Genomic DNA, 18259 nt, shown 5'->3' on the forward strand with positions numbered 1-18259 from the left:
TTAACTTCCATCCTTAAAGTCAAAAGAGGTTTGGTACACTGATTTCAGTGCACCAAATTCACTTAAACCATTTTGGTAATAAATTTGGTCGTCAAATAACCATTGAAAGATTCAATCCCTCCTTCACTACCAAAACCACTATCTTTAATCCCGCCAAATGGGGTTTCCGCAAGGGCTAATCCAATATGGTTAATTGATACCATGCCTGCTTCTAATCCTCTCGAAATTTTATGAGAATTTTCTAAAGATTGTGTAAATGCATATGACGCTAATCCAAAAGGTAAACGATTTGCTTCTATCAATACATTATCTACTGTACTAAAAGGGACTAAGCCAATAACAGGGCCAAAAGGCTCATCATTCATAAAATCCATATCATTTGTTAAATCACTTATGACCGTTGGCATGAAATAGTTACCCTTACCATCGATTGCATACCCACCTGTTTGGATTGTTGCACCCTTCTTCTGAGCATCTTCAACTATTTTTAGCATCGCTCCAACACGTCTGGTTTGTGCTAATGGCCCCATTTGACTTTGGCTATCTAAACCATTTCCCACTTTGATCTGTTGAGTACGCTGAGTTATTTTCTTTACAACTTCTTGGTAAACATTCTCTTGTACATAAAAACGAGTAGGGGAAATACAAACTTGTCCTGCATTTCTAAATTTGTAGTTAACTAATGTTTCAACCGCATTATCGATATGAGCATCATCACAAATAATCACTGGTGCATGTCCACCAAGCTCCATCGTGCATTGTTTCATATGCAGACTGGCTAAGGCAGCAAGTTTTTTCCCAATCGGAGTCGACCCAGTAAAAGATACTTTTTTAATGATGGGTGATTTAATTAGATATTCAGAAATGAAATCTGAATCACCCCAGACTATATTTAAGACACCTTTTGGTAATCCGACCTCATGGAACATCTGTGCAATCGCAACTACAGCACTAGGAGTATCGCTCGATCCTTTTACAATGATAGTACAACCAGCTGCTATCGCGGCTGCAATTTTTCTTATTGCCTGATTAAACGGAAAATTCCAAGGTGAAAAAGCTAAACAAACACCAATAGGTTCACGGATAACAATTTGTTCGACATCTGAACGCCTTGAAGGAATGACACGACCATATATACGTCTACATTCTTCAGCATGCCATTCTGCATGTTCTGCACAAACTTTAACTTCGCCAATTGCTTCTTGAAGAGGTTTACCTTGATCTAAGGTAATCCATCGCCCAATTTCTTCAGAACGTTCACGTGCCAGTTGAGCGAATTTTCTTAAAATATCACTTCGGAATAAGGGAGAGGTATCTTTCCAAGACTCAAATGCAGTTTGTGCGCCCTCTAATGCTAAATCTAAATCATTTTGAGTGGCACAAGGCATTACTCCAATGCTCTCATTGTCTGCGGGGTTAAGAATTTCTCTCCCATTTCGGCTTTCTAGCTGAATAAATTCGCCATTAATATACATCGGTATTTGTGTATAGTTCATTTGATTACACTCTCAATAATTAATATGTTAGGAAGCTACAGCTGTATTTTTTAAATCTGACTCAGCCGTGAGCTTAAAATTAGAAAAATTATTTTGACGTGTTTCAGCCAGAACACTTCGATACTCTTTTAGTCCGCCCATATAGAAATAAACGGTATTCTTTTTCCCTGGAATATTAGCGCCAAATATCCAAGAGTCCGCTTTAGGGAATAAAGTCTGTTCAGCAATTTCAGCGCATGTTTTAGTCCAGTTTTCTTCTTCAGCTTGAGGTGCTTCTATAGCAATAATTTTTTGCTCTTGTGCATACTGGATAATGTCACTAATCCACTCTACTTGAGTTTCAATAGATGGAGGTAAATTGGTAAATGGTCCATTAGGCCCAAGTACCATAAACATGTTTGGATAATTCGCAACAGTCACACCCAGATAACTTGAAGGACCCTCTTTCCAATAGTCTTTCATTTCAAGTCCATTTTTACCGCGTATATCCATACGGATATAATTACCATCTACCGCATCGAATCCTGTGGCACAGATCAGCATATCTAATTCAATGAATTTACCATCAGCTAACAATACTCCATTTTCAGTAATCTCCTGAATTGGATTTGTCTTAACATCTTCAAGTGACACATTGTCTCGGTTAAACACAGAATAATAGCCACTATCACATAAAGGACGCTTAGCATATAAATCTTTTGGCATCAGTTTTTGTGCAGTTTCAGGATCTTTTACGATTTCAGCAATTTTATTTTTAATGAAATTTTGAGCTTCAATGTTTGCATCCATATTGGTTGCAATATCCCCAAAAGTTTCAAACATAAATCTGAAACCACCACCTTTTTGCCAAGCTTCTTCAAAGATTGCTTTACGCTCTTCAGGAGTCACACTAAATGTGGGACGGGCTGTTTCATTTAATCCGAAGCCAAGAGCAGAATTCCATACTTGATCCCAAATTTGATCATAGTTGCTACGGATAAACAATTTTTCTTTTTCTGCCAAAGGGCTATTACCAATAGGTACGCTGTACTGAGCAGAACGTTGCAATACTGTTAGATGTTTTACCTTTGGAGCTAATGCAGTAATGACTTGCACACCTGTAGAACCTGTGCCAATTACGGCTACGCGCTTACCACTGACATCAACATTTTCAGGCCAACGGCTTGTATGATGAAGTTCGCCTTTAAAGTCTTTAATTCCTTTGATTTTAGGTAAATTAGGTGCCGATAATAGACCTAAAGCGGTAATTAAATAACGTGCAGTATGGGTTTGCCCCTTGTCTGTGGTTACTTTCCAGAGATTATTCTTTTCATCAAAATGTGCTGAATCGATGCCTGTGTTGAAATCAATATTTTTTCTAAGGTCATGTTTATCTGCTACAGCTTTTAAATAATTTAAAACATCTGGACCATTTATATATTTATTCTTAATATCAAAAGATTTTAATAAATCTTTTTCCCAACAATAGCGATATAAGTGGGTTTCAGAATCAGACAATGCACCTGGATATGTATTCCAGAACCATGTTCCGCCAACTTCACTAGCTTTATCAAACGCACGTACTTTTAAATTTAATTCATCGCGTAATTTTTTAATTGCATACAAACCACCAAAACCCGTACCAATTACTATTGCATCAAAATCCATATTGTTCATTGACATTGCCGTCTCCATGAGCTTTTTTGAATAAAAACCAATAACTAAAAATTAAATTAAAGATTCTCTATAGCCTCTAGAATCGCAAACTCATGTATGAAAAGATTGGATAAAATTTAGTAAAAATTGGATAAATTGATCATTATAGTTATTTTTAAATAGTTACTACTAATCAATTACTTAACACACATATTCAAGAAAAAAATATTTTTCATTCAAAAAAAATATACAAAAGGTGAATTAGTCTCTCCTTTTGTATATTTCATCTTATGACATTTCAAATTTCAAAATGCATATACTAGTCTAGTCTGTATACCAGAAATTTCACTGCCATCTTTAACATCAAAATCTTGGCGCCATTGTAGTAAGAACTGAGTATTCTGGGCAATATTAGTCGTTCCAGTTAAAAGTAGAATGTTTTTCTGTTCACTTTCTAAGGCCGTTTGATGATTTAAGAATTCTTTTCCTCCATCAGTCCTTCTCCATGTTATTGCAAAACTGGTTTCTTTATTAAAGTTATAAATTGCTGATAAATCTGTTTGATAGAAAGTTTCTTTTTCCATCCCGTTTTTATCTTTATCGCTATAAAATTCAACTTGAGCAATTCCTTCAAATGAAATATTTGAATTCAGTGCATGTTGATATCCAGTCTGTAAGTTATATTGAAATCGATCGCTACTGATTGCAAAATTATCTCCTTCATGAGATCCGGTGGGAAAGGAAACAAAACCACCTAAAGCGAAATATCGACCTAATTGATCATCATGATATGGCCAAGCCACACCACCCACTAATATGTCACCAATTCCACTGTTTTCAGAACCTTCTAATGAGTTTCGTTGTTTTGCCAAAGGTAAAACAACTTGGGGATTCATGAGTAACCCGCCAAGTTCGATAAACTTTACGTATCTGAGCATCCCGATATCTAAAGTTAATCCTAAATCATTAACCACTTTTTTGTCATTGGCATACACATTATCTGCTTTTAGGTGCTGGTAATAGGCAACTGCTAAATTAGTTCCTGCTGGCAGTGCCTTATAATCTCCAGGATCCGAATTTACGCCTGCAGCAAATAAAGATGAATGCATACATAGTAGAACTGGCGCCAAAACAACTGTTTTTAGTTTCATTAAATTGTGAAAGATCATCTTAAAATCCATTTTCAGTAACTTTCAATGCAGTATTTTTAAGGCTTTTTTATTCATTCAATAGAAAGGCCTTGCTCTATTTTTAAGCAATGTTATGTGTTTTTTTATAATCATTGAGGAGTGCATTAGTCGCTATAATTGCGCTATAAACCATCTGTGGAGTCACAGTAAACGGCATATTATGCATAGTGTCATTAGGATCACATGCAACCTCAGCGACCTTACGCCATTCACTTTCGTTAAACTCTTTTAATCCCAAATCTTCTAGAGTTAATGGTAAACCTACAGCTACCGCAATATTGATGACTTCCTCCAATTCATGCTTAGGTACTGCTTCCATCACTAATTGGGTTAGTAATCCAAAGATAACTTTTTCACCATGTTGTGCGCCATGTAAGTCATCCACAACTGTCATTCCATTATGGATTGCATGCGCAGCTGCACATCCCCCCGATTCAGCACCTACTGCTGACATATAAATTGTGGCTTCAATGGTATGTTCTAAAGCAAGCGTTACTACTTTATTCTTGACGGCATATACTGCTTGTGCAGCATGCATTTTGATCGTTTCATAACATGTTTTGGCAATGGTATAACCAATAAGTGAAGGTTTAAGCATTGAGCCATGTTGACCTAAAATCAGATTGTCCTTTTGAGCTTGATAACAGGCTCTTGCTTCAAAATATGTTGCTAGTCCATCACCTACCCCGGCAGCAAAAAAACGTACAGGTTCTTCAGCCAAAATCTGCGTATCCGCTAAAACTACATCTGGATTCTTCGATAAAAATAAATATCGGTTAAAAGTGTCATCATCATTATAAATAACTGATATTGCCGTACATGGAGCATCGGTAGAAGCCAATGTGGGAACAATTAAAACAGGCTTACCTAAATAATGCGCAGTCGCTTTGGCCGTATCTAAGGTCTTACCCCCCCCTATACCCACGATATAGTCAAAATCTACAGCAATTGCTTTATGCTTTTCGATCTCAGTATCAGAACACTGGCCACCAAAGATCCCAATTTTAGCGTTAGCTTTCTCAATAAAACTCGGTAAAGCTTTTTGTTTCACTTGTTCTACAATAAACGAGTCACAAATTAAATAAGCTTTATGACCAAAAGCTTTACCATGTATGCCGAGTTCTTTTAATAAATCTGTTTGAACCAAAAATTTAGATGGTGATGCAATTGCTTTAGTAATGTTCATGAATATCCCTTTTCATTTAAAAATCAGCTTATTAATTAAAAACCATACCGCCATCAACAATAATGGCTTGACCAGTAATATAGTCAGAATCAGGTCCTGATAAAAAGGACACACATGCAGCTACATCTTCTGGTTTTGAAATGCGTTTTAGCGTGATGTTTTGAGCAAATTGTTGCATGCCCCACTCAAAACTTTCCCCTGATAAATCAGCTAAATCCTGAGCGACCTTTCTCATCATTGGCGTGTCTACAATCCCGGGGCAATATGCATTCACAGTAATTCCTAATGGAGCGAGTTCTTTTGCTGCTGTTTGGGTAATACCTCGAACAGCAAATTTAGTAGCCCCATAAACAGATAACTCAGGATTACCCACTTGACCTGCTTGGGAGGAAGCACTAATAATTTTTCCGCCATGCCCTAATTTTTTGAATGTTTCGACGGCCGCTTGAATGCCCCAAAGAACTCCACCTACATTAATATCCATAGTCTTTTGATAGATTTCAGGTGTTACTGCTTCAATTGGCATAATAGGTGCAATTCCAGCATTATTTATGACCACATTTAAATCACCACAGAGATCTAGTGTTTTCTGTATAGCTTGGAATACATCCTCTCGCTTAGCCACATCTACTTGAATAGCAAAAGCATTTCCACCTTGATTAATAATTTTTTCTTTAACTAATTGTGCTGTTTCAATATTTAAATCAGCACAAGCAACAATAAAACCGTCTTGAGCTAGTCGTAGAGCAATTGCTTCTCCAATTCCCTGACCTGCACCTGTGATAAACGCAACTTTTTTTGACATGAAAACTCCTAAAGAGCCTTTATTTTTAATAAAAGACTCTTGAATATTATTTTTGAACTATTAGGGGAAAAGAAATTTAATTAACGGAATACCATACCGCCATCAACTAAAATTGATTGGCCAGTAATATAATCAGAATCGCTAGAAGCTAAGAAGGAAACAATATTACCTACATCCGCGGGTTCTTCTGTGCGACCACATAAAATACCTGCTGAAAATTTCTGCAAGGCTTCTCCTGGCTGCCAGCCATATTCTTTAGCCATTGCTGCATCAACACGATCCCACATTGAAGTTGCTGCCACACCAGGACAGTATGAATTGACACGAATATTATGTTTTGCATATTCTTTGGCAGCAGCCACTGTAAGTGAACGAACCGCATGTTTTGCTGCAGAATAAGTGGCCAGCATTTCGTAAGATTCATGGCCCGCGATTGAACAGGCATTAATAATCTTGCCAATCCCATCTTGGGTCTTCATGATTTCTGCAGCAGCCTGAATACCATAGACAACACTAAACACATCTATAGCAAATACTTTTTCTAACTGTTCTTGGGTGATATCTGAGAATGGAACAACACTTTCAATTCCTGCATTATTGACCCAGACATCTAGTCGACCAAAGTTATTTAAAGCCGTTTGTGCTAATAATTGTTGATCCTTTTGAATAGAGACATCACCTTTTAAGGTTATAACTTCATATCCTTTATTTATAAATTCCTTTTGGGTGTCATCAAGAAATTTTTGGTTCACGTCTGAAATAACTAACTTAAACCCATCCTTTCCTAGTCTTTCAGCAATACCTTTACCTAAACCAGAAGCGCCACCTGTAACTACAGCAACTTTATGAACCATCTCTAACCTCTTCACTATCCATGTTTAAAAATAATTTTTATATCTTTGAAATTTATTAATTACTCATCTTAAAATAGTTAAAAAAATTAGGATTTTCTTGGATTATATTTACTGTTTTTAGGAAAAACTGATCATAGGAGGTAGTATTTCTGAAATTAATTATGGGTAGGTAGGTGTTACTTTATTAATTATGAATCTCTATTACTAAGCTACTGAATAGCCAACAAAATTCTAGACACATATAACCATCTTTTGATGGGTCCTTTCATAATCTAATGGAGAAAGTTGACCATTGGAACCATGTCGTCGTTTTGAGTTATAAAACATTTCAATATATTCAGTCTGATTCCCCAATTTCAATTGAGTTATTCACCGGCTTTTAAATAGCGGTATACCGCCTGGCGACTAATTCCAAATGCCTGGCCCAATGCCATTTTTGAAGGGTACTTCCCTTCCTTCCATTCTTGTCGCAAAGCTTCAGCTTGATCCGGCTTCAATTTATGTACCCGGCCTCTGTACTTCCCTTGAGCAGAGGCGAGTTTTATTCCTTCCTTTTGCCGCTCCAGAATGATTTCACGTTCGAACTGTGCAAAAGCACCCATCAGTTGCAGCATTAAATTATCCATCGGGGTGGATTGGGCCGTAAAAGTAATATTTTCTTTTACAAACTGGATGGCGATCCCTCGTTTAACCAGTTTATCTACTTCAGTGACCAAATCTTTTAGGCTTCGTGCAAAACGATCCATGGAATGTACAATCACGCTGTCCCCTTCCCGGACATAATTCGGCACTGTTGCAAATAGAGATTTGAGTCGATGATGTTCCCTTTAAAAAGTACTTAGAGACCGAAAACCCTGTTGATTAGACACACTTCACCCTGAGGCTGACCATAATAAAATGACGATGCTTGTCCTTTACGTAGTGCACGCATGACTTCAATACCTTTAATTGTGGCATAAGCCGTCTTCATAGATTTGAATCCTAATGTGGCCCTGATGATCCGCTTTAGCTTGCCATGATCACATTCAATCACGTTATTTTTATACTTAATCTGCCTGTGCTCAAGGTCTGGTGGACATTTACCTTCCCGTTTTAACCGTGATAAAGCACGTCCATATGTGGGTGCTTTATCCGTGTTGATCACTTGTGGAATTTGCCACTTCTTCACATTATTTAAAATTTTTCCAAGAAAACAATATGCTGATTTGGTATTACGTCTAGAAGAAAGATAAAAATCAATGGTATCGCCACGTTGATCGACTGCACGATACAGATAAGACCATCGTCCATTCACTTTTACATAGGTTTCATCAATATGCCACGAGCTCAGATCTGTAGGATTACGCCAATACCAGCGTAAACGTTTTTCTATTTCAGGAGCATAACGTTGAACCCAACGGTAAATAGTCGTGTGATCAACATTCACACCCCGTTCGGCCAGCATTTCCTGCAGTTCACGATAGCTAATGCCATATTTACAATACCAGCGCACAGCCCAAAGAATGATTTCGCCCTGAAAATGCCGACCATGGAAAGGATTCATATGCTGCACCTTTAGCTAAAACAGTCTTCAGCTTACCATTCGTGGTTATTTGCAACAGTGCCATCAAAATTGAGTGGACACCTATTTATGGATTTAAGGACAGTCATAGACAGTACAGCAACACTGAAAAGTCCCGTCGAACCTTCACCATGCTCTTTCCAATAAGCCATTTGATACCGATAACTTGGTTACTATGGTCATAGGACCATGATAACCAGGTATCTACTTTATCTATTTAATTCGATAAAAAATTTAAGAATTATTTTTTTAATATTTCCAATGCAAATTGAATTTTTTCATTAGGGCAATATTGTTTTGGAGAAAACTTTTTCATTACAGCCGATCCAATAATTTTTTTATCTGCATTAAAGAAAAATATCTCTAAGTCATAAGGTACATTGACCATATTAAAGCAAGTATAAATTGGCTTTTTCCATGTAAAAACCAAAGGCCTTAATGAAGGATTTTCTTTAAAACCTATTTCTTGATCATGTTCCCTATAGAGATAAAGAGCCGTTAATTTTTCATCTTTAAAGTTAAATGTCCTTACTTCTTTATCGTGATCAATGTATGGGTTATAAGCCAATTTAAAGGCCATAACTGACACTATTATTAAAAAAGCTATAAATACTGCATATTTTAATTTCAATTCCTGTTAATCCTTGTTTACCAGTAGCAAGTCAAATGCAGCAAATTTTCCTTAGTCATGACTAATTATTTAACACTCATAAGTTGATCCCATTTAAAGTAATTGGGAGTTAGTTGATTACGTGACATATTCCAATTTCTATTAGGCAACATACTGGCACCTAACCCTATTTTCTTCTTACCAAACCTATTTTGTATATTATCGAGTGAATCCATAAGTTGATTACTTGATTTAACTTTATTCATGTCGGTGAACAGGTCATAGATATGAGTAGCTTTAGGTTCAAGACAAGTTAGGATAACCCCACATTTTTTGAATCCTATATTCTGCTGATATAGCTGATCAATCATTGTCGTAGCAATTTTAGTTAGTAATAAGCTATTGTCTGATGGGTCTGGCAAAGTGTATGACATAGATTTATTGTAAAAAGGTTCAGAGCTATCAAAAGGATTAGATTGAACAAAACCAAGAATACAGCCACATAGTAAATTTTCGCTTCTTAAACGGCTTACTGCATCCTGGACATAGAGCGTAATTGCTTCTTTAAGATCATCACGGCTATAGACCTTTTGGCCAAAGGAACGGCTCGCAATTATCTGTTTTTTAGCTTTTGGACTTTGTTCAATCTCAATACAAGAAATTCCTTGTAATTCTAATAATGTTCTGTGCATGACAATAGAAAATTGATTTCTAATCATTAAGGGTGAAGCGCAAACAAAATCTAAAACTGTATTAATGCTTAGGCTATTCAACTTTTCAGTATGTTTTTTCCCAACGCCCCACACTTCACTCACTTCTATAGTTTGATATAAGCTTTCAATTGAGCAATAGTCCATTGAAACAAGGTTACATACACCCTTTAAATAACTATTCTTTTTGGCGATATGGTTAGCCATTTTTGCTTCTGTTTTAGTCCGTCCAATTCCAATACAGGCCGGCAAACCTAGCCAACGTAAGAGCCGATCTAGAATTAAATGAGCATAGGCAGTTAAATCATAATTTGAAGCATAGGCAGTTAAATCTAAAAAACATTCATCAATAGAATAAATTTCTTGTTCTTGAGGTGTAACAAATTCAGATAGGACTTTTATAAATCTGCGGGACATTTCCGCATATAGAGCATAATTACTCGAAAGAACTGTGATGTTATGTTGCTCTACAAGATCCTTGAGCTGAAAAAGAGGTACACCCATCTTTATACCTAAATTTTTAGCTTCCTGTGAACGAGCCACAGCACAACCGTCATTATTAGATAATACGATTACTGGTTGATTGTTTAGACTTGGATTAAAGACACGTTCACAGCTTACATAACAGTTATTAATGTCTACTAAAGCAAAGATTTTATTTTGACTTTCCATGTAGGTTAAACCGATAGGATTAGATTATTTGTGTTTCCTAAATGGCTTAATGACAAAAGTCACTACACCCCATATCAATAATTCTTGGCAATCTTTAAGGTGAATATCGTCATAATCTGGATTTTCCGCTTTAAGCCAACACTTATCACCTTCAACCATTAACCGTTTGACTGTGAACTCATTGTCAATTAAGGCAATAACAATGTCCTCATGTTTGGCTTCAAGACTACGATCCACTAGAAGCTCGTCATCAATTTCAATTCCTGCGTCACGCATGGAAAGAGAAGCTACCTTAACAACAAATGTTGCAGCTTCATTTTTCACAAGGTGTTCATTCATATCTAAAGTTTTATCAATATAATCTTGTGCGGGAGATGGAAAACCAGCAGCTATTTTTTCAGAAGCTAAAGGAATACGTTTAAAAGTTGAAGGATTAATTAACGTAATAGAAGCTACATCATTTAAAGTAGTCTTTTTATTACTAGCTAAGAACTTCTTAATCTCTACAATACGTGATACTGGTACACGCATAGTCTTAGTTGGTTCATTGTAAATTGCCTTCCTTCCTGCACCTTCCCTATGACCACCTTTATTTCCATTCATAAAAGCCCCTTTGATTTTGTGACAAAATCAAATAGTAAACTTTAAATCCTTGGAATAACAATAGAAAAGTGATGAGTGGTTATACGGTGATACTAATAATGATATTAATTTTTAAATGCTCCCCCTAAAGTTTAACTGAGTAACAAAAAGGGGAGATGTATATTTCATGCAGAAAATAAACAACATTCTAATTAATGTTTATGCTGTTCCAATGTATTACATTCCGTACTTTCTATTTGTAACGTAATTTCAGTAATACTATGATTATGTTTTAGAACGTCTAAGGCCTTTTGATAGAGCTGATCTGGATCGCTATTAGGAGCAACTAAATGAGCAGTTAAATGAATGTTTTTTGAAGATATAGCCCAGACTTTCAACTGATGAATCCCTTTAACACCCTCTAGCATCAATAAATCATTTCTTAACGACTCAATATCAATCTCATCAGGAACCCCTTCAAGCAAAATATGGATACTTTGTTTTAATAAAACCCAAGTTCGAGGTAAGACCCAGAAGCCAATTAACACAGCGATTAAGGTATCTACCCACATCCACTGGGTAAAATAAATGACCACTCCTCCGATAATCACGCCTATCGATCCCAGTGCATCACTAAGAACTTCTAAATATGCGCCTTTCACATTTAGACTTCCTTCAGCACTCGCAGAAAGGATTTTCATTGAAATCAAATTTATGACCAAACCAATGACTGCGACAATCATCATTCCAATACTTTGAATTTCAGCAGGATTCGTAAAACGTTGGTAAGCTTCATAGACAATATATATCGCCACCACAAAAAGCATCACTGCATTAAACAGAGCCGCTAAAATTTCGAATCGCTGATAGCCAAAAGTTCTTTTATCATCTGCGGCTTTTTTACCAATTTTGATAGCAGCAAGAGCAATAGCTAATGCGGCTACATCAGTAAACATGTGAGCGGCATCAGACAGTAATGCTAAACTTTGGGTAATAAAAGCAGCGACAACTTCTACTATTAAAAAAGTAGTCGTTAAACCCAAAGCAAACATTAATTTCTTACTATTTCCTTCAGTAACAACCGCATGGCTATGATCATGATGTTCTGACATAAAATTTTCCTTATTCAATCCATGATTAGCAGAGATACTTGAGACAGGCTCAATATCTCTGCTAAAAATTGCTTAATCTAATGGATTAAGAAGCTTTCTTTTCATTCATCCAGCGGTACAGTACGGGCAATAAAACCAATGTAAGCAGGGTAGAGGAGATAATTCCTCCAATAACCACTGTTGCTAAAGGTCTCTGTACTTCTGCCCCAGTTCCGGTTGCCAAAGCCATCGGGACAAACCCAAGGGACGCCACACAAGCTGTCATCAGCACAGGTCTAAGACGCAAAATTGCACCCTGCCACGTTGCATAATAAAGGTCATATTGTTGTCGCAACTCTTTGATAAAGGTAAGCATGACTAAGCCATTCAGTACAGCCACCCCCGATAGTGCAATGAAGCCAACCCCTGCTGACATGGATAATGGAATGTCACGCAACCACAACGCGATTAAGCCTCCACATAAGGCAAACGGTACACCACTAAAGACCAGTAAGCTTTCTTTGATATTATGGAATACAGCCATCAATAAAATAAAGATCGTCAACAATGCGAGCGGAACCACCAATTGCATACGCGCTTTTGCAGACATCAGATTTTGAAATTGACCGCCATAATCTATCCAATAACCGCTTGGTAATTCCTGTTTGGATAACGTGCTCTGAAGCTCTGTTACGAATGAGCCTAAATCACGTCCTTCTACATTTGCAGTAATAACCACTCGACGTTTACCATTTTCACGGCTGACCTGATTAATACCCAGGATATTTTCAACGCGTGCCACATCTTGCAGTTGGACTAAACCACCATTCGGCAATTGAATAGGAAGTACCGCTAACTGTTCAGGACTACGCTGGGATTCATCTAGACGGATGACAAAATCAAAACGCTTGTCTCCCTGTAAAATTGTTCCAACATTCTGGCCACCGACACTTGTAGCTACCAGATCCTGAATTGCTCTTACCGACAAGCCATATTGTGCAGCTCTGGACTTATCCACCTCTACATTCAACAAGGGTAAGCCACTGGTCTGTTCTACATTAACGGCTGTCGCGCCTGAAATTGAGTTAATTTTTTGAGAAATTTTATTCGCTTCGCGATTTAGAATCTCCATGTCATCACCAAATAATTTGACACCCACATCACTTCGCACCCCTGAAATTAACTCGTTAAAGCGCAGTTCAATGGGTTGCGAGAACTCACTGTTATTTCCCGGCAATGTCGCTAAGAAAGTAATCATTCTTTGGCGAAGCTCATCAATCGTTTGTTTTGGATCAGGCCATTCATCATGAGGTTTTAACAGTACCACGCCATCTGAAATGTTGGGTGGCATAACATCTGTGGCCACTTCTGCTGTACCGGTACGGGCAAAGATCGCTTTAATTTCAGGAAATTCTTTCAACAGTAACTTTTCAGTATTTTCCTGCATTCTCAGTGACTGTTCTAACCCTGTACTTGGGGAACGCATTTGCTGAACAGCAAAATCACCTTCACCCAGTTGAGGTGCAAACTCGCTACCTGTTTGAGTGGCTAGCACACCCGTAAGCACTAAAATACAGGCAGCCACAATAGTCACAAATAAACGAAGCTCATAGGCTTTATCTAAAAGCAGTTCATATTTGGTTTTAAGCCAATGCATCCAGCGACTTTCGGTTTCCTTGACTTCTCCAGTGACAAATAGGGCAACTGCGGCTGGCACAAAAGTGACAGATAAAATCATGGCCCCAATTAAGGCCAGTACAACCGTCATTGCCATAGGATGGAAAAGTTTGGCTTCTACACCCGTCAGGGTAAAGATAGGTAGATAAACCACCAAAATAATTAACTGTCCAAAGATGAGAGGACGACGCGCCTGTTTTGCAGCCAAGAAGACTTCTTTAAATCTTTCAGAACGGCTAAGTAAACCACCTTTCAGCTTCTGAGCTTCTGCTAGCCGACGGATACAGTTTTCTACAATAACCACTGCACCATCAATAATAATACCGAAGTCCAGTGCCCCTAAACTCATCAGATTTGCACTAATCTTCTGCTCTGCCATTCCCGTCAAGGTAAACAGCATTGACAGTGGAATAACGCAAGCCGTGATCAGCGCAGCACGGAAATTACCTAGAAAGAGAAATAAAATAACAATGACGAGGATTGCACCCTCAATCAAATTTTTCTGAACGGTTTTGATCGCCCGATCAACCAAATGCGTACGGTCATACACAGTCTCAATCACCACACCTTTAGGTAGCGATTGCTGGATCGATTGCACCTTTTCATCAATGGCTTGAGCAACGGTACGGCTATTTTCTCCCATCATCATCATGGCAATACCCAATACCGTTTCTTCACCATTATAGGTTGCAGCCCCTGTTCTTAAGTCATGACCAATTGAGACATTGGCGACATCTGCCACCCGAATCGGATAGCCGTTTTTATTGGCAATACTGATGTTCTGGATATCTTCAATCGTGTTTAAAGTGCCGGGAACACGAACCGTTAGCTGTTGTCCATTTTTCTCAATATAGCCAGCACCACGGTTTTCATTATTCTCTGTTAAGGCAGTTTGTAAATCAGACAAAGGAATTTGCAATTGTTGCAATCGGTTCAGATCAGGGGCAACCACATAGGTTTTATTAAAGCCACCGATACTGTTGATCTCCGCAACGCCTTTTACGCGCTGTAATTGCGGTCTTACAATCCAATCCTGAATTTCACGTAAATCCATCGCCGAATAAGGGGTTCCATCCGGCTTTTTAGCATTTGGTTCGGCTTTAATCACCCATTGATAGATTTCACCTAAACCTGTCGAAATAGGCGACATGTTAGGTTGCACATCTTCAGGCATTTCTCCCATTGCTTCTTGCAAGCGCTGGTTGATAAGCTGTCTGGCCCAGTAAATATCCGTGCCATCTTCAAAAATGATGGTCACTTGCGATAAGCCGTAGCGTGAAATCGAACGGGTTTGTTCCATTTTCGGCATGCCTGACATGGCATTCTCGATTGGATAGGTAATCCGCTGTTCCATTTCCAAAGCCGTAAAGCCATTGGCTGAAGTGTTAATCTGCACCTGAGTATTGGTAATATCCGGTACAGCATCAATCGGTAACTTTTGATAACTATAAATACCAATAGCAATCCAGGCTGCAATAAACAGCATAATCCAAATGGCGTTATGGATAGAAAATTGGATCAGCCGATCAAACAGCCCTTCAGGTTTTACCGATTCGTGGTCTGGAATGTGAGGGCTTTTAGTGCTCATGTGAAGCCTCTCCTTTTTCCATCTCAGATTTCAGTAAGAAACTGCCTTGAGCGGCATATTTTTGTCCCTGATTAAGCCCATTTACCACTTCAATCCACTGGCTATCCCCAGACGATTGCCCTAATTTCACCGGTTGCGGACTGAATTCAACTTTCTGTCCATGCTGAGTGGCGACAAAAACCACATCTTTTCCATCGACATTCTGAACTGCGGACTTAAGTACCCGTAATGCGGTACTTTCACTGCGTTGTTGCAACTGTACGTTTACCATCAAGTTTGGACGTAATTCGGTTGCATTCGATTCAACTTTTGCTCGCACCTGAAGACGGCCTGTTTGAATATCCGCTTCAGTATTTAAAGTCTGAATAACAGCCTGATAGACCTTTTCCGTTTGCAAGGATTTAAATTCGATCTTTTGATTCGGGGCTAAGCCCATAATTTCAGAATTTGGAACAATAAACTCAAGCCAGAGTTGATCTAACCGGTCTATCGTAAAGAGTTGATCGGCTAACTGAACATTTTCCCCGAGAACCAAATCCTTTTTACTGATCACGCCAGAAATGGGAGCTTTCAAAATATAGCGTCCGTTACTGGCATTCACTGCACCAAATGCACTTAAACGTGATTGGGCCGCTTGAACCTGAATTTGTGCCCGTTTATAGCTGTTATAAGCACGTTGATAGTCCTGTTTTGCTGAAATGCCCTGTGACCAAAGCTGACGCTCACGATCATAGTCTTGTTTCGCCAGTTCAAGGTTGGTTTGTTCAATTTTAAGATTGGCCTGCTGATCAACTAGATCAGGAACAAGCAACGCAGCCAAAGGCTGTCCTTTCTGAACTTTTTGACCGAGTTCTACATAGACATTTTCTACATGACCACTAAAACTCGGTGAGACGTGCGCTTGCTGGTCAGTATTCACATTCAGTTTGGCAGGATAAGAACTTAATTTAACCACCGGGCCTTGATCGACCGCTGATAATTGTATGCCCTGTTCCACCAGTTGCTTGGCAGTCAGGCTCACACCTTCTGCATGCTCTTCGGTTTCACCACCATGTTCTTCTCCCCCTTCTTCCTCGGCATGTTCATCTGATGTTTCAGATTTATTCTTACCCGTTAAGATCAAGAAAATACTGAGGAGTACGGTAGCGCCGATGACCAAACTAATCAGTAGGGGTTGAGAGATTTTTCCGCTCTGTTTTTTTAAGCTGTTTTTAAGATCGAACATGTTAATTTCCCCCACCAATGACAGGCATGGCCTGTATGTCTTGCCATAAATTTTGATTGATTTGTGCAATAGCATCTTTCGACATGACTTCACTTGGGCTAATGCCTAAGCTCAAACTTTCTGCTTCAATGGCCTTTTGCCAGCCATCCCGTAACAACTGGACTTTACGCAGACGGATGTCTTGTAATTGAAGCGTGGCTTGCTGAACATCGGTTAAAGCAAACTTGCCTGCCAAGAAACCTTGTAGCGTCTTACTTTGAACTTGAGTCGCCAAAGGAATTTGAGTCTCGTCAACGACTTTGAATTGCAGCTCTAAACCCTGCAACTCGGTTAAAATTGTGCCTATTTGCAGCGCATTTTGCTTTAGATAAAAGTCTTTCTGACGCTCTAATAAGTTCATTTTTTCTTGCGCGATTTTTATGCCATTTTGCTGACGATCGAAAATATTGAGCGGTACACTGACTCCAACCACCAGTTGATTTTGTGTGGAGTTTTCCAAGGATTGGGTGCGGTTAACACCCAGGTTTAAGGTGGGATTAGGACGTGACTTTGCTTTCAGCTGATCAACCGTTGCTTGAGACTCTAACAGCTGTAAAACCCGATATTTCTCAATGTAGTTATCAGCTAAATATTCTTGAACCTGCCCATGAGTCGATTTTGGCCAAAGCTTTTGCGAAGAGAGGTTTACCTTCAATGACTTATCAGAGGTTCCCCATAAATTTGATAATTGTTGGGTTGCCACTTGTACCTGTAAGTCGGCCTGTCTAAAAAGACGGATATTTTCAGCATGACTTAAACGTGCGCGATTCACATCTACTTGGGCAATACTGCCTGCATTAAAGCGCTTTTCGATTGCTTGAAGGTTTTCTTGGCTCACCCGAAGTTGTTCATTGACAATGTTTTTTTCAAGTTCGGCAATGGCCAGTTGCGACCATACATATTTCACTGCAAGCTCAATTTGTGCTTGATAAATCTTCTGTTTCAGCGCTGTTTTATCTATTGAGAGACTGGCTAATTTTTGGTTTGCTCTTCGCTCACCAAAAATATCCAAAGGTTGTGATATACCGATGGCAAGCTCTTTTTCATTATTTGAACCAAAGCCCGTTTGTTCAACTGACAATTCAGGATTTTTAAACAGCTTACTTTGCTGAAGATTCGTGGCATTAATACTATTTTGCGTTTCCCAGAAATTTTGGGACGCTTGATATTGGTTAACCTGCTCAATAGCTTGCTGCAGCGTTAAATCTTGAGTACTGGCGACTACGGAAGTACTGAAGCTGATCATTGCAGATAGCAAGATACCGCTACCTAAGGCTGACCAGGATAAATTCAGGATGGAGGTATCCTGATGTAATTTGTTTTTTGACATGAAAATGC

At 38.5% G+C, this 18259-nt stretch carries 14 protein-coding genes and 2 pseudogenes; all 16 read right to left on the reverse strand.

The genetic code is table 11. The features are described 5' to 3' along the window. Positions 1 to 62 precede the first annotated feature (62 nt). Entirely contained in the window at positions 63 to 1496 is a 1434-nt protein-coding gene (locus tag AC3CAU_RS15260; RefSeq protein ID WP_447054551.1) for an NAD-dependent succinate-semialdehyde dehydrogenase, read from the reverse strand. 27 nt (positions 1497 to 1523) lie between these two features. Next, complete coding sequence (locus AC3CAU_RS15265; RefSeq protein WP_447054550.1) at positions 1524 to 3158, reverse strand: flavin-containing monooxygenase; 1635 nt, start codon at positions 3156 to 3158, stop codon at positions 1524 to 1526. 278 nt (positions 3159 to 3436) lie between these two features. After that, entirely contained in the window at positions 3437 to 4300 is an 864-nt protein-coding gene (locus tag AC3CAU_RS15270; RefSeq protein WP_447054549.1) for a transporter, read from the reverse strand. A gap of 82 nt (positions 4301 to 4382) precedes the next feature. Then, positions 4383 to 5507, reverse strand: a complete 1125-nt coding sequence (locus AC3CAU_RS15275; RefSeq protein ID WP_447054548.1) for a glycerol dehydrogenase — start codon at positions 5505 to 5507, stop codon at positions 4383 to 4385. Between the two features lie 31 nt (positions 5508 to 5538). Next, positions 5539 to 6312: a (S)-acetoin forming diacetyl reductase gene (locus AC3CAU_RS15280; RefSeq protein WP_447054547.1), complete on the reverse strand. Its 774-nt coding sequence runs from the start codon at positions 6310 to 6312 to the stop codon at positions 5539 to 5541. A gap of 80 nt (positions 6313 to 6392) precedes the next feature. After that, entirely contained in the window at positions 6393 to 7166 is a 774-nt protein-coding gene (locus AC3CAU_RS15285) for an acetoin reductase (RefSeq protein ID WP_447054546.1), read from the reverse strand. 231 nt (positions 7167 to 7397) lie between these two features. Beyond that, positions 7398 to 7505, reverse strand: a pseudogene (locus AC3CAU_RS15290) (IS3 family transposase); the annotation flags it as partial. Between the two features lie 26 nt (positions 7506 to 7531). Continuing rightward, positions 7532 to 7966: pseudogene (locus AC3CAU_RS15295) on the reverse strand (recombinase family protein); the annotation flags it as partial. A 38-nt stretch (positions 7967 to 8004) separates the two neighbouring features. After that, positions 8005 to 8709 (reverse strand): IS6-like element IS1006 family transposase, encoded by a 705-nt coding sequence (locus AC3CAU_RS15300; protein ID WP_001067784.1) that lies wholly within the window; start codon positions 8707 to 8709, stop codon positions 8005 to 8007. A gap of 259 nt (positions 8710 to 8968) precedes the next feature. Continuing rightward, positions 8969 to 9358, reverse strand: coding sequence for a DUF192 domain-containing protein (locus AC3CAU_RS15305; protein ID WP_447054545.1), 390 nt, complete (start codon positions 9356 to 9358; stop codon positions 8969 to 8971). 65 nt (positions 9359 to 9423) lie between these two features. Then, positions 9424 to 10719, reverse strand: a complete 1296-nt coding sequence (locus AC3CAU_RS15310; protein ID WP_447054544.1) for a Y-family DNA polymerase — start codon at positions 10717 to 10719, stop codon at positions 9424 to 9426. Positions 10720 to 10743: 24 nt separating this feature from the next. Beyond that, on the reverse strand, positions 10744 to 11322 hold the full coding sequence (locus AC3CAU_RS15315; protein WP_447054543.1) for a LexA family protein: 579 nt from the start codon (positions 11320 to 11322) through the stop codon (positions 10744 to 10746). Positions 11323 to 11513: 191 nt separating this feature from the next. Continuing rightward, a complete protein-coding gene (locus AC3CAU_RS15320; protein ID WP_447054542.1) occupies positions 11514 to 12413 on the reverse strand; it encodes a cation diffusion facilitator family transporter in 900 nt (299 codons plus the stop codon). Between the two features lie 85 nt (positions 12414 to 12498). After that, positions 12499 to 15657, reverse strand: coding sequence for an efflux RND transporter permease subunit (locus tag AC3CAU_RS15325; RefSeq protein ID WP_016165560.1), 3159 nt, complete (start codon positions 15655 to 15657; stop codon positions 12499 to 12501). Continuing rightward, positions 15647 to 16882: an efflux RND transporter periplasmic adaptor subunit gene (locus AC3CAU_RS15330; protein ID WP_016165561.1), complete on the reverse strand. Its 1236-nt coding sequence runs from the start codon at positions 16880 to 16882 to the stop codon at positions 15647 to 15649. Before AC3CAU_RS15330 ends, AC3CAU_RS15325 begins: the two co-directional genes overlap by 11 nt. Position 16883: 1 nt before the next feature. Next, a complete protein-coding gene (locus AC3CAU_RS15335; RefSeq protein WP_447054541.1) occupies positions 16884 to 18251 on the reverse strand; it encodes a TolC family protein in 1368 nt (455 codons plus the stop codon). Between the last annotated feature and the right edge of the window lie 8 nt (positions 18252 to 18259).

This window comes from Acinetobacter sp. GG23, from assembly GCF_057766365.1.

Coding starts and splice junctions, on each gene's coding strand:
- AC3CAU_RS15280 (WP_447054547.1), bottom strand. CDS start 6,312: ATGTCAAAAAAAGTTGCGTTTATCACAGGTGCAGGTCAGGGAATTGGA.
- AC3CAU_RS15270 (WP_447054549.1), bottom strand. CDS start 4,300: ATGATCTTTCACAATTTAATGAAACTAAAAACAGTTGTTTTGGCGCCA.
- AC3CAU_RS15330 (WP_016165561.1), bottom strand. CDS start 16,882: ATGTTCGATCTTAAAAACAGCTTAAAAAAACAGAGCGGAAAAATCTCT.
- AC3CAU_RS15300 (WP_001067784.1), bottom strand. CDS start 8,709: ATGAATCCTTTCCATGGTCGGCATTTTCAGGGCGAAATCATTCTTTGG.
- AC3CAU_RS15285 (WP_447054546.1), bottom strand. CDS start 7,166: ATGGTTCATAAAGTTGCTGTAGTTACAGGTGGCGCTTCTGGTTTAGGT.
- AC3CAU_RS15315 (WP_447054543.1), bottom strand. CDS start 11,322: ATGAATGGAAATAAAGGTGGTCATAGGGAAGGTGCAGGAAGGAAGGCA.
- AC3CAU_RS15260 (WP_447054551.1), bottom strand. CDS start 1,496: ATGAACTATACACAAATACCGATGTATATTAATGGCGAATTTATTCAG.
- AC3CAU_RS15310 (WP_447054544.1), bottom strand. CDS start 10,719: ATGGAAAGTCAAAATAAAATCTTTGCTTTAGTAGACATTAATAACTGT.
- AC3CAU_RS15335 (WP_447054541.1), bottom strand. CDS start 18,251: ATGTCAAAAAACAAATTACATCAGGATACCTCCATCCTGAATTTATCC.
- AC3CAU_RS15275 (WP_447054548.1), bottom strand. CDS start 5,507: ATGAACATTACTAAAGCAATTGCATCACCATCTAAATTTTTGGTTCAA.
- AC3CAU_RS15325 (WP_016165560.1), bottom strand. CDS start 15,657: ATGAGCACTAAAAGCCCTCACATTCCAGACCACGAATCGGTAAAACCT.
- AC3CAU_RS15265 (WP_447054550.1), bottom strand. CDS start 3,158: ATGTCAATGAACAATATGGATTTTGATGCAATAGTAATTGGTACGGGT.
- AC3CAU_RS15320 (WP_447054542.1), bottom strand. CDS start 12,413: ATGTCAGAACATCATGATCATAGCCATGCGGTTGTTACTGAAGGAAAT.